Source organism: Aggregatibacter segnis ATCC 33393 (assembly GCF_900476035.1).
Classification (GTDB): Bacteria; Pseudomonadota; Gammaproteobacteria; order Enterobacterales; family Pasteurellaceae; genus Aggregatibacter; species Aggregatibacter segnis.
Genome location: NZ_LS483443.1, coordinates 74415 through 86749, shown reverse-complemented (window position 1 = coordinate 86749; position 12335 = coordinate 74415). Strand labels below are relative to the sequence as shown.

At 42.6% G+C, this 12335-nt stretch carries 10 protein-coding genes and 1 tRNA gene; 2 read left to right on the top strand and 9 right to left on the bottom strand.

The window, feature by feature from the left end; genetic code table 11:
* Nucleotides 1–112: 112 nt before the first annotated feature.
* From upp to DQN58_RS00450, 4 genes are all read right to left on the bottom strand, one after another.
* Complete coding sequence (upp, locus tag DQN58_RS00465; RefSeq protein WP_006719274.1) at nt 113–739, bottom strand: uracil phosphoribosyltransferase; 627 nt, start codon at nt 737–739, stop codon at nt 113–115.
* A gap of 126 nt (nt 740–865) precedes the next feature.
* The gene (gene ppiD / locus DQN58_RS00460) at nt 866–2713 is read right to left on the bottom strand and encodes a peptidylprolyl isomerase (protein ID WP_006719273.1); all 1848 of its coding nucleotides are present in this window, start codon (nt 2711–2713) and stop codon (nt 866–868) included.
* A gap of 126 nt (nt 2714–2839) precedes the next feature.
* The gene (lon, locus tag DQN58_RS00455; protein ID WP_006719272.1) at nt 2840–5257 is read right to left on the bottom strand and encodes an endopeptidase La; all 2418 of its coding nucleotides are present in this window, start codon (nt 5255–5257) and stop codon (nt 2840–2842) included.
* Nucleotides 5258–5449: 192 nt separating this feature from the next.
* Nucleotides 5450–5539, bottom strand: a tRNA-Ser gene (locus DQN58_RS00450).
* 156 nt (nt 5540–5695) lie between these two features.
* On the opposite strand from DQN58_RS00450, the gene dauA reads away from it, so the two are divergent.
* Both dauA and DQN58_RS00440 read left to right on the top strand, forming a co-directional pair.
* The gene (gene dauA, locus DQN58_RS00445) at nt 5696–7444 is read left to right on the top strand and encodes a C4-dicarboxylic acid transporter DauA (RefSeq protein ID WP_006719271.1); all 1749 of its coding nucleotides are present in this window, start codon (nt 5696–5698) and stop codon (nt 7442–7444) included.
* Between the two features lie 31 nt (nt 7445–7475).
* Nucleotides 7476–8117: a bifunctional 4-hydroxy-2-oxoglutarate aldolase/2-dehydro-3-deoxy-phosphogluconate aldolase gene (locus tag DQN58_RS00440; RefSeq protein ID WP_032997981.1), complete on the top strand. Its 642-nt coding sequence runs from the start codon at nt 7476–7478 to the stop codon at nt 8115–8117.
* A 66-nt stretch (nt 8118–8183) separates the two neighbouring features.
* Here DQN58_RS00440 and serA read toward each other — a convergent pair whose 3' ends face one another.
* From serA to rdgB, 5 genes are all read right to left on the bottom strand, one after another.
* On the bottom strand, nt 8184–9416 hold the full coding sequence (gene serA, locus DQN58_RS00435; RefSeq protein WP_006719269.1) for a phosphoglycerate dehydrogenase: 1233 nt from the start codon (nt 9414–9416) through the stop codon (nt 8184–8186).
* A gap of 18 nt (nt 9417–9434) precedes the next feature.
* The gene (gene rpiA / locus DQN58_RS00430) at nt 9435–10091 is read right to left on the bottom strand and encodes a ribose-5-phosphate isomerase RpiA (RefSeq protein WP_006719268.1); all 657 of its coding nucleotides are present in this window, start codon (nt 10089–10091) and stop codon (nt 9435–9437) included.
* A gap of 100 nt (nt 10092–10191) precedes the next feature.
* Entirely contained in the window at nt 10192–11361 is a 1170-nt protein-coding gene (gene hemW / locus DQN58_RS00425) for a radical SAM family heme chaperone HemW (protein WP_006719267.1), read from the bottom strand.
* Complete coding sequence (locus tag DQN58_RS00420; RefSeq protein ID WP_006719266.1) at nt 11361–11684, bottom strand: YbjQ family protein; 324 nt, start codon at nt 11682–11684, stop codon at nt 11361–11363. Before DQN58_RS00420 ends, hemW begins: the two co-directional genes overlap by 1 nt.
* 39 nt (nt 11685–11723) lie before the next feature.
* Nucleotides 11724–12323, bottom strand: coding sequence for an RdgB/HAM1 family non-canonical purine NTP pyrophosphatase (gene rdgB, locus DQN58_RS00415; protein ID WP_006719265.1), 600 nt, complete (start codon nt 12321–12323; stop codon nt 11724–11726).
* Nucleotides 12324–12335: the final 12 nt, after the last annotated feature.

The window sequence follows — 12335 nt, the reverse complement described above, 5'->3', positions numbered from 1 at the left end:
CTGAATTAACTTAAAAAGTGCGGTCATTTTTAGAAACATTTTCATTTCTTTTTGCCGCAAAAGAGGCGGATAAAAATCCGCCTAACCTGTTAATAAAATTTCCGGTTTAGCATTATTTCGTACCGAAAATTTTATCGCCTGCATCACCTAAACCCGGAATGATATAACCGTTTTCGTTTAAGTGATCATCAATTGCCGCGGTGTATAATTCAATGTCCGGATGCGCTTTTTCTAATGCGGCAAGACCTTCCGGTGCGGCAACTAATACTAAAACTTTAATGTGTTTACACCCTTTTTGTTTGAGCAAATCGATGGTTGCAATCATGGAGCCACCGGTTGCTAGCATCGGGTCAACAACGATAGCTAAACGTTCATCTAAATCGCTGGCTAATTTTTGGAAATAAGGTACCGGCTCAAGGGTTTCTTCATTACGGTACATACCGACAACGCTGATACGCGCACTTGGAACATGCTCTAACACACCGTCCATCATGCCAAGGCCTGCACGTAGAATCGGTACCACAGTGACTTTTTTACCTTTGATTTGGTCAATCTCAACCGGGCCGCACCAACCGTCAATAATAACTTTTTCCGTTTCTAAATCGGATGTCGCTTCATAAGTTAATAGACTTCCGACTTCTGTTGCCAATTCACGGAATTTTTTCGTGTTAATTTCCGCTGCGCGCATTAAACCCAATTTGTGTTTCACTAAAGGGTGTTTGACTTCAACTAATTTCATTTTTATCTCCTTAATATTAGACGGTTCGCCGCGAAAAAATAAATCGCGGAATAATACATCAAAGCCTGTTGCTTCTCAAATTTAGCTCAAAAATAATGCCTATGAAATCATAGGCATTACGCTTGATTATTGCTCTTGGTTAATAAATGAGTCGTTTATCTTAATTTTCGCTTTAGCGCGTAGAGCATTTAATAAACTGTTTTGTAAGCTCACTTGAGAGAGCTGCTCAATTTGCACGGCAAATTGTTTTTGCTCTTGTTCGGTTAATTTACCATCAACCACTTTATCTAATGCAATGATAACGACATCACCATTTGCATTGCTAGCGGCTTTATAGGTAGTTTTACCTTCTTCCGGCTTCGCCATGGAAAATACCGTATTGTTTAACACAGGATCTTTATTTTCGGCAAAGACCCAAGTTTGTTCTGCACTAAATTTTACGCCTTCAACAGACTTGCCTTCAGATAAATTTTGGACAATTTGTTCTGCTTGAGCTAATACGACTGCTTCTGCTTTTTGATGTTTTAAATGTGCGGTAATGTCAGCTTTGGCTTCATCTAATGTTTTGATGCTTTGAGGTTTATGATCAAGCACACGAACGACGACAGAATGTTGTTCACCCACGTTCATCGGTTCAGAGTTGCTACCGCCCTGGGACAGATCAGAATCGAAAACCGCAGAAACGACATTAGGATAATTGAGCTCAGCAGGAATATCATCACGAGAAAAATATGCCGTTTCTTGTACTTTGACACCGCCTACTTCTGCAGCTGCATTCAATGAAGAAGGATCTTCAAATGCTTTTTCTGCAACACGTTTTTCAATGGAATAAAATTGTGTATTGACTAAGTTTTGACGGATTTGTGCCGCGATCTGTGCTTTTACGCTTTCTAGTGGTTGTAACTGTGGTTCTTTGCGTTCTTCTACCAAAATAATATGGTAGTGATTGTCAAGATTTACCGGTTGGCTATATTGTCCAACGGCTAAGGCATTTGCAGCATCTTCAAAAACTTTTGGAAATTCACCCGCACTTACCCAACTTAAATCACCGCCTCGCTCAGCACTGGTTGGATCAATCGAGTGATTTTTGGCTAAATCTGCAAAATTAGCCCCATTTTGTAGCTGTTGGTATAACTCTTGTGCTTGCTGTTCTGTTTTTACTTGAATATGGGCTAAGCGTTGTTGTCCTTGGGTTGTGAATTGAGGTTTATTATCTTGATAATATTGTGCAATTTCTACATCAGTAATGTTGATATTGTTCTCCATCGCCGCGCCGGATAAGTCGAGGTATTGTACTTTTACGGTTTCCGGAATCGTAAACTCAGCTTTGTGTGCATCATAGTAAGCTTGAATTTCTTCATCGCTAACTTCTTGTTTGGCAATTTCATTGGCTAAAGATAAATTTGCTAAACGAATTTGACGGCTTTGGAAGAAAAGTTTTGTTAATTTTTCTTGTTGAGCAGGGACGCTAAAGGTAGTAGTGCCTAAACCGCTTTGTAATTGTTCCAGGCGTAATGCTTCGCGAACATAACCGGCATAGGTTTCAGCAGAAATCCCATTATTTTGTAGTGTTTGTTGATAGAGCGTATTGTCAAATTTGCCATTATTTTGGAATGTCGGCGTGGTGACGATTTCTTGTTTAATACGTGCATCGCTAACACCTAATTTAAGTTCGTTAGCGTATTGGCGTAGTAGTTCTTGATCAATTAAAGAGGCAAGTACTTGACGTTTAAGATTGGCCACTTGTGCCGGTGAATCGATTTCTTGAGGCGTTAAATTACGTGATGCAATATTGTATTGATTTTGAAACGCTTGTTGTGAAATTTCTTCTCCGTTCACTTTTGCTGCTGAGTTATCTACTCGGGTATAAAGATAACCCGCCATCGAGCTGATAACAAATGTGACAGTAATAAAACCAAAAAGAAACTTGGAAGCCCAGTTAGTTGAGGCTCCGTGTAGTTTTTCCATTACCATGAAACGTATCCTATAAAAATAAAGCAAAAATTTGCACGATTATAATCTAAAGCGCCTTTACACGCACTAGCAAAATAAAAAAAGCCAAATTATTCGATGATAATTTGGCTTTTTAAAAACGTTTAATTAATTGACCGCACTTGGAGAAATACTTTTCTTACGACGACTGCTTTTCACCGCAGAAATCGGTTCAAGCTTTACGAACTCAACACCGCTAGGTGGATTTTCCAACGCAATAGTTAACACTTCATCGATGGTTTCTACCGCGTGAATGTTCAAATCACGTTTGGCGTTTTCCGGAATATCTTCCAAATCTTTCACATTATCTTTTGGAATAATGACGGTTTTAATACCGCCACGGTGAGCTGCCAGTAATTTTTCTTTTAAACCGCCAATTGGTAATACTTTGCCACGTAGGCTGATTTCACCGGTCATCGCCACTTCCGATTTCACTGGATTACCGGTTAAACAGGACACTAATGCGGTACACATAGCAATCCCTGCGCTCGGACCGTCTTTTGGTGTCGCACCGTCCGGAACGTGAATGTGAATGTCACGTTTTTCGTGGAATTCCGGATTAATACCTAATTTATCTGCACGTGCGCGTACGACAGTCATTGCCGCTTGAATGGATTCTTTCATGACATCCCCCAAGGAGCCAGTGTAACTGAGTTTGCCTTTGCCCGGCACGGAGGCGGTTTCAATCGTCAGTAAATCGCCGCCGACTTCCGTCCATGCCAAACCAGTGACTTCGCCAACACGATTTTGCGTATCTGCACGACCAAATTCAAAGCGTTTCACACCAAGGTAATCGTGTAGATTTTTCGCCGTCACTTTGATGGATTTTAATTTCTTATCTAACAGTAAGGTTTTTACGGCTTTACGGCAGATTTTTGAAATTTCACGTTCTAAATTACGCACACCGGCTTCACGAGTGTAATAGCGGATAATATCCACGATCGCGCTGTCATCAATGATTAATTCTCTGGTTTTTAGCCCGTTGCGTTCCATTTGTTTGTTGATCAAATGGCGAGTGGCGATATTCAGTTTTTCATCTTCCGTATAACCGGATAAACGAATCACTTCCATACGATCTAATAATGGCGTTGGAATGTGCATGGAGTTTGAGGTCGCCACAAACATGACATCGGATAAATCGTAGTCCACTTCCAAATAATGATCGTTGAAATGGGCATTTTGTTCCGGATCCAATACCTCTAATAAAGCAGAAGCTGGATCACCACGCATATCAGAAGACATTTTATCGATTTCATCTAACAAAAAGAGCGGGTTTTTTACACCGACTTTTGCCATTTTTTGAATCAATTTGCCTGGCAAAGAACCAATATAGGTTTTCCGGTGACCACGAATTTCGGCTTCATCACGCACGCCGCCTAATGCCATGCGCACATATTTGCGCCCTGTTGCATTGGCAATAGATTGTCCTAACGAAGTTTTACCGACACCAGGAGGACCTACCAAGCAAAGAATTGGCCCTTTTAATTGATTTAAACGGGTTTGCACGGCAAGGTATTCCAAAATACGCTCTTTCACGCGCTCCAAACCATAGTGATCGGCATCTAAAATTTCTTGCGCTTTCGCGAGATCTTTTTTCACTTTGGTGCGTTTATGCCAAGGCACTTGAATCATCCAGTCAATATAACTGCGCACAACAGTGGCTTCAGCCGACATTGGCGACATCATTTTCAGTTTTTGCAATTCAGCTTCGGCTTTTTCACGTGCTTCCAAAGGCATTCTTGCCTCTTCAATTTTTTGACGAAGCTGTTCAATTTCACTTATCGCATTTTCTTCTTCGCCAAGTTCTTTTTGAATGGCTTTAATTTGTTCATTTAAGTAATAATCGCGCTGACTTTTTTCCATTTGTTTTTTTACGCGACTACGAATGCGTTTTTCCACCTGTAATAGATCCGCTTCGGACTGCATTAAACCCAGCAAATACTCAAAACGTTCCACTACATTGGTCATTTCTAATACGGTTTGTTTTTGGGCAACGGAAACCGGTAAATGGGAGGCTAAGGTGTCACTAACTTGTTCCAAATTTTCAATTTGTTGAAGTGCGGAAAGAATATCCGGCTGTACTTTCTTGTTCAAATTCACATAGTTTTGGAATTCATCTAAGGCTGCTTTGTGAACAACTTGTAATTCTTTTTTATTACCAAGCGTGCTATTAAGCGGTTCTACCTGTGCTTGAAAATGTTCACCGGAATCTTCAATTTGATGAATTTTGGCGCGCTGTTGTCCTTCTACTAACACTTTCACGGTGCCATCAGGAAGTTTGAGCAACTGGATAATATTGGCAATGGTGCCGACATCATATAAATCGTCAATGGACGGTTCTTCTAATTCTGCCTGTTTTTGCGAAACCAATAACAGCTGTTTGCCATTATTCATGGCATCATCAAGGCTGCTAATGGATCTTGGTCTGCCTACAAATAACGGCATGACCATAAAAGGAAACACGACGACATCGCGCAATGGCAATACCGGTATGGTTTGTAATTCTGATTTTTTTGCTCTCATCATGTACTCTCTTATCTAAATTCCGCTGATTTCGCCTAATATTGGGGTGGATTCCGTAAATTCAAGCATCAAAAGGAGATGCCAACACATAAAAATGCGGTGATTTTTTAACGTGTTTTATTGTTGAAAATGTTGCTCAGTATAACTGAAATAGATTGGAACAAATAAAGATTAAAAAAGAAAATTCATTAAGAATGGCGGTGAGAGAGGGATTCGAACCCTCGATGCAGTTTCCCACATACACGCTTTCCAGGCGTGCTCCTTCAACCACTCGGACATCTCACCGTGATTAGGACGTGCGAACTATAAGGATTTCATTGAGCCTCGTCAAGTATTTTTATGATTTGTCCCATCAGACGATAAAAATTTCGCCAATAATCAGGTAAAATAAGCGTCCACTCATGGTTATTCCATTCAATTTCTCATCTACGATTATGAATTATGTTAAAAAAATGGTTTCTTTCTAAAAATGTGTTTCTTGCGGTGAAACCTTTCAGTGCGTTGAAAGACAGCTTTCGCGCGGGTTATAGCTCCCGTTATTTGGTTAAAGACATTATTGCCGGTTTGACGGTTGGTATTATTGCTATTCCACTTTCTATGGCATTGGCGATTGCCAGTGGCGTACCGCCGCAACATGGTCTATACACAGCGATTATTGCGGGGATGATTATCGCATTAACCGGCGGATCCCGTTTTAATATTTCTGGGCCTACCGCGGCGTTTGTGGTGATTTTATATCCTGTGACGCAACAATTCGGGCTAAGCGGTTTGTTGATGGCTACGTTATTGTCGGGCATCATTTTAGTGTTAATGGCGCTGTTCCGTTTAGGGCGATTAATTGAATATATTCCGTTGCCGGTGACGCTCGGTTTTACATCGGGGATTGGTATTGTGATTGCCACGTTGCAAATTAAGGATTTTCTCGGCTTAAGCATTGAAAAAATGCCTTCTCATTACCTTGAAAAAGTACAAGTTATTTTGACCGCACTTCCAAGTATCAGCTGGGCGGATACCGCAGTAGGCATTATCACACTGATCGTATTAACCCAATGGCATAAACTTCGTTTACCGATCCCAGGCCATTTGCCGGCGGTGATTATTGCGACATTATTATCTTTAGGTTTAACCCATTTTGGATTTTCTGTGGCGACTATCGGGACACAATTCCAATACACGCTTTCTGATGGTAGCACCGGTTTTGGTATTCCAAATGTTTTGCCTGAATTTGTACTGCCGTGGAATATTCCCGATCTTCATGGCAACGTAATTGATTGGAATTTCGATACCATTCAACGACTACTTCCTGCTGCATTCTCAATGGCGGTATTGGGCGCCATTGAGTCGCTATTATGTGCTGTTGTGTTAGATAACATGACGGACACCAAGCACCATTCTAATAACGAATTATTGGCGCAAGGTTTAGGCAACATTGCCTCTCCGTTCTTCGGTGGTATAACCGCCACTGCGGCAATTGCCCGTTCAGCCGTTAATGTTAAATCGGGGGCGGTGTCACCACTTTCCGGCGTGGTGCATGCGCTATTAGTCTTGTTGGCCTTGTTATTTTTTGCGCCGGCACTTTCCTATTTGCCGTTGTCGTCTATGGCAGCATTATTGCTGGTGGTGGCTTGGCACATGGCGGACTTGACACAAATTATTCAGTTAATTCGTCGCTCAGGACGTAATGAAATCACCGTGTTATTGGTTTGCTTGGTGTTGACCGTGTTATTCGATATGGTGATCGCCATTTCTGTGGGCGTGTTGTTGGCAAGCTTGCTGTTTATTCGCACCATCGCTGAAATGACTAAATCTATCAGTATTGCTGTACCGGAGGATTTAGATGATGTCTTAATTTATCGTATTAGCGGACCGCTCTTTTTCGCTGCAGCAGATAATTTGTTTGCTGATTTACATGATAAGACCGTACACACCGACCACGAAATTAAACATATTGTTTTACAATGCGATGCGGTAACGGTATTGGACACCGGGGGAATTCACGCACTTACACGTTTTGTGCAACATATGCTCCCACATCAACAGCTTTATATGTGCAATATGCAATTCCAACCGTTACGTACTATCGTGAAATCCGGTAGCTTGCCGGAGATTAAAAAAATTAATTTCACGGCGGATTTGGCGGAGGCGCTGAATAAAATTCGGGAGTTCGAAGGCATTGAAATTAAACAATAGCCGGATAATAAAAGATAAAAAAGGAGAGAGTATGTCTTTGACGTTAGCCCAAATTACCGAGCAACTTCGCGAACTTAAAGTTGTGCCGGTGATTGCCTTAGAGCGAGCGGTAGATATTTTGCCTTTGGCGGATACCTTAGCAAACAATGGTTTACCGGTAGCGGAAATTACATTTCGTTCATCTGCTGCTGCAGAAGCGATTCGTTTATTACGTCAACAGCGACCGGACTTTTTGATTGCTGCTGGAACAGTGTTAAATGCTGAGCAGGTTGTCGCCGCAAAAAACAGTGGGGCTGATTTTGTGGTTACACCAGGGTTGAATCCGAAAATTGTGCAATTATGCCAAGATTTAGACTTCCCGATCACACCGGGAGTGAATAATCCGATGGCTATTGAAGCGGCATTAGACATAGGGATCGAAACCGTGAAATTCTTTCCGGCGGAGGCTTCGGGTGGGGTGAAAATGATCAAAGCCTTGTTAGGGCCTTATTCTCAGTTAGGCATCATGCCTACAGGTGGCATTGGGATGCAGAATATTAAGGAGTATTTGGCGATTCCAAATGTATTGGCATGTGGTGGTTCTTGGTTTGTTGAGAAGAATCTGATTAATGCGAAAAATTGGCAGGAAATTGGGCGATTAACAAAAGATGTTGTGGAATGGGTTAATTCGTAGTTAACGGCAACAAAAAAGTGCGGTGGATTTAAAAACAGGTTCAAAATCCACCGCACTTTTTTATTTTTAGAACAATACGCGAGTGCGAATTGTGCCCTCAATATGACGCAATTTATCAAGCAATGGTGCGGAATCGTCGGTTTCCACATCGATCACCACATAGCCGATTTTGGGATCGGTTTGTAAGTATTGCGCAGCGATATTGACATTAGCTTCAACGAAAATTTGGTTGATTTTGGTCAAGATACCCGGGCGGTTTTCGTGAATGTGCAACAAGCGTTTGGAGCCTTCGTGTTCCGGTAGAGACACTTCCGGGAAGTTAACGGAAGACAAAGTTGAGCCGTTGTCGGAATATTTCACAAATTTACCGGCGACTTCAAATCCAATATTTTCTTGTGCTTCCGCGGTAGAACCACCGATGTGCGGCGTTAAGATCACATTATCGAATTTGCGTAATGGGGAAATAAATTCTTCGTTAATAGATGCCGGTTCTTCCGGGAATACGTCGATTGCTGCACCGCGTATTTTGCCTTCTTCTAATGCTTTGGCTAACGCGTCAATGTCCACGACAGTCCCGCGTGCCGCGTTAATCAGAATGGCATCTTGTTTTAATTGGGCAATACGTTCTGCGCTGATTAAATTGCGGGTAGATGGCAATTCAGGTACGTGCAGGGAAATGACATCGCAAGAACCGAGCAATTCTTCCAAGCTACGAACTTGTTTGGCGTTGCCAAGAGGCAGTTTGTTTTCAATGTCATAGAAGTGAACATCCATACCCATGGATTCAGCAATAATACTGAGTTGTGAACCGATATGGCCGTAACCCACGATCCCTAATTTTTTGCCACGTACTTCGTGTGAACCCACCGCCGATTTATTCCATAAACCGCGGTGTACGTCTGCATTGGCTTGGGGAATATTACGCATTAATAATAGGATTTCACCTAACACTAATTCTGCTACAGAACGCGTATTAGAGAACGGCGCATTAAAGACCGGAATACCGCGTACTTTCGCCGCATTTAAATCCACTTGGTTGGTGCCGATACAGAAACAGCCGATGGCGATCAATTTCGGTGCGGCTGCGATCATTTCTTCAGTTAAATGGGTGCGGGAGCGTAAGCCGATAAAGTGGGCATCTTTGATGGCTTCTTTTAATTCATCGCCGTCCAACGCTTTTTTGTAGTAATCAATGTTGGTGTAACCTGCGGCGTGCAAGGTGTCTAGAGTGCTTTGGTGAACTCCTTCCAACAACACAAATTTGATTTTATTTTTATCTAATGAAACTTTTGATGTCATATTTGTCTCCGATTATTTTTAAATGATTTTTGCACCGTCCGGTGTGCCGACAATTACGGTGTTTGCCGGGCGTAAAGCGAATACGCCGTTAGTGACGACGCCTGCAATGTTATTTAATTCTTTTTCCATTTCCACCGGATTCATAATGGCAAAATTATGTACGTCTAAAATGATGTTGCCGTTATCGGTCACGACGCCTTCGCGGTATTCCGGTGCACCGCCAAGTGTGACTAATTTACGTGCCACTTGCGAACGTGCCATGGGGATAACTTCAATGGGTAATGGGAAAGTTGAGCCTAACACATCCACTTGTTTGCTGCTATCCACGATGCAGATGAAATTTTTTGCAAGTGCAGCCACAATTTTTTCACGGGTTAATGCCGCACCGCCGCCTTTGATCATCATTTTTTGTGGATTGATTTCATCGGCGCCATCCACATAAATATCTAAACTGGAAACGTCATTCGTACTGAAAACTTCAATACCTTGCTGGCGGAGGAGTTCTTCTGAATTTTTCGATGCTGCTACAGCGCCTTTAATTTGATCTTTTAGCGTTCCCAAGGCTTCGATAAAGCAATTCACGGTCGAACCGCTCCCCACGCCCACGATCATATCCGGCTTTACAAATTGCAAAGCCGCTTGCGCGGCGATTTTTTTCATTTCAAGTTGATTCATTTTTTCTCCTTACATCACATCACAAAATTACGCGGTTAAATCGCGTAAACGATTGCATTTACTTTAATCAGTTTCCTTGGCATAAACAAGTAGAGATCCGTTATTCCGGCAAAAAGGCTTCTAATAACTCGTTTAAAAACAGTTTTCCGTGCTCGGTGACTTGCCAAGTGCGGTCGGTTTCCGTGATGAATTTTTGATCCAGCGCCCAAGTCATCGTTTTATCTACCGCACTTAATGACAAGCCGGTGAATTGTTCAAATTCACTTTTCGGCACGGCTTCCAATAAGCGAAACCGATTCATAAAGAATTCAAAAGGGCGATCTTCGGCGCTGACGTCCCGTTCTTCATATAAATATTCGCCACGCATGTAGCCTTTTGGGTGTTTAGTTTTGCTGTAACGCAAAATTTTTCCGCTTGGAAAACTGAGTTTGCCGTGCGCACCGCAACCAATGGCAAGATAATCACCAAAGCGCCAATAATTTAAGTTGTGTTGGCACTGAAACCCCGGTTTGGCGTAGGCTGAAGTTTCATATTGTTGATAGCCGGCAGCCGTTAATAATTGATGCCCTTGTTCAAAAATATCCCACAATTCGTCGTCATCAGGCAGTTTCGGCGGACGATAAGCAAACATCGTATTCGGCTCGATGGTGAGCTGATACCAAGACAAATGCGGCGGTGCCAGTTCAATGGCTTGGCGTAAATCATCTAAGGCTTCGTTTAAGGTTTGGTTGGGTAAACCATGCATTAAATCCAAATTAAAAATACGCAGAGAAGAAACACGGGCGAAACCTACCGCACTTTTTGCCTCGGCAGCATTATGAATACGCCCCAATTTTTGTAATTTTTCATCGGAAAAACTTTGAATGCCCATGGAAATACGATTGACGCCGGCTTGTACATAACCTAAAAAACGTTCGGCTTCAGCCGTGCCAGGATTGGCTTCGAGGGTAATTTCAATATGAGGTGCAAAAGGAATGCGTTGCTCGATTTGATGTAATAAAAACGCAATATTTTCTGCGCTAAACAGGCTCGGTGTGCCGCCACCGATAAAAATCGAATGCAATGAGCGTTGTTGCACGCTTTCCTGATAACGTGATAAATCCGCCGTTAAATCGGCAAGTAAATGGCGCACATACTCCTGTTCAGGAATAGAGCCTTTTTGCGCATGTGAGTTAAAATCGCAGTACGGGCATTTTTGCACACACCACGGAATATGGATGTATAAACTCAGCGGTGGTAACAGCAACGGATTTAACGGCGGTGTTATCATTAGCGAACGACCACCGCGGTACCACTTGCCACAATCATAAACATGCTTTTGGCATCGGAGGTGATGGTGGTGTAATTAACTTCTACGCCCACAACGGCGTTAGCGCCTAATGCTTGAGCGTTTTTCTGCATTTCATCTAACGCTTCTTTGCGCGATTTGGTAATGCGCGATTCATACATGCCTGAGCGTCCACCGATAATGTCGGTAATGCCGGCAAAAAAGTCGCGGATAAAATTCGAACCGGCAACGACTTCGCCGAATACCAGTTGTTTATATTCGACAATTTGCTTGCCTTCGATGTGAGGCGTGGTAGTAATAATCATTTTTTGTCCTTCAAATTCGTTATGAAAACTGACCGCACTTTATGCGTCCAATTGCGCTTTAAGCGCGCTTAATGCACGGGCACGGTGGGAGATTTTCTTTTTCTCGGCAGTTTCCAGTTCGGCAAAGGTGCAACCTGTTTCCGGGCTGAAAAAGAGTGAGTCATAACCAAAGCCATTGTCGCCTTTTTCTTCAAAAGTAATGACACCGTGACATGCGCCTTGCGCAATGATCGGTGAGGGATCCGTTGGATGTTGTAATAAGACGATGGTGCTAACAAATTGCGCACTGCGGTGTTCGGTGGGCACATTCGCCAATTCCGCTAACAATTTTTCACGATTTTTTGCATCAGCCTGTTCACCATCTACCCCGGCATAACGTGCAGAATATAAGCCTGGCGCGCCGTTTAATGCGTCAACCACTAAGCCTGAATCGTCAGCAATCGCCGGTAATCCGGATTTTTCCGCCGCATAACGTGCTTTTAAAATGGCGTTTTCTACGAAGGTCAAGCCGGTTTCTTCCGGGCTGTCGATGCCTAAGTCGGTTTGGGCGATAACCTCAAAACCGAAATCGGCTAACACATCTGCCATTTCTCTGACTTTACCCTGATTACCGGTGGCTAAAACAATTTTTTGTTTCATGTTGTTCTCTTA

What these genes read in the sequence shown, in the direction of transcription:
- upp (WP_006719274.1), bottom strand. Translation starts at nt 739, where the DNA reads ATGAAATTAGTTGAAGTCAAACACCCTTTAGTGAAACACAAATTGGGT.
- ppiD (WP_006719273.1), bottom strand. Translation starts at nt 2,713, where the DNA reads ATGGTAATGGAAAAACTACACGGAGCCTCAACTAACTGGGCTTCCAAG.
- lon (WP_006719272.1), bottom strand. Translation starts at nt 5,257, where the DNA reads ATGATGAGAGCAAAAAAATCAGAATTACAAACCATACCGGTATTGCCA.
- dauA (WP_006719271.1), top strand. Translation starts at nt 5,696, where the DNA reads ATGTTAAAAAAATGGTTTCTTTCTAAAAATGTGTTTCTTGCGGTGAAA.
- DQN58_RS00440 (WP_032997981.1), top strand. Translation starts at nt 7,476, where the DNA reads ATGTCTTTGACGTTAGCCCAAATTACCGAGCAACTTCGCGAACTTAAA.
- serA (WP_006719269.1), bottom strand. Translation starts at nt 9,416, where the DNA reads ATGACATCAAAAGTTTCATTAGATAAAAATAAAATCAAATTTGTGTTG.
- rpiA (WP_006719268.1), bottom strand. Translation starts at nt 10,091, where the DNA reads ATGAATCAACTTGAAATGAAAAAAATCGCCGCGCAAGCGGCTTTGCAA.
- hemW (WP_006719267.1), bottom strand. Translation starts at nt 11,361, where the DNA reads ATGATAACACCGCCGTTAAATCCGTTGCTGTTACCACCGCTGAGTTTA.
- DQN58_RS00420 (WP_006719266.1), bottom strand. Translation starts at nt 11,684, where the DNA reads ATGATTATTACTACCACGCCTCACATCGAAGGCAAGCAAATTGTCGAA.
- rdgB (WP_006719265.1), bottom strand. Translation starts at nt 12,323, where the DNA reads ATGAAACAAAAAATTGTTTTAGCCACCGGTAATCAGGGTAAAGTCAGA.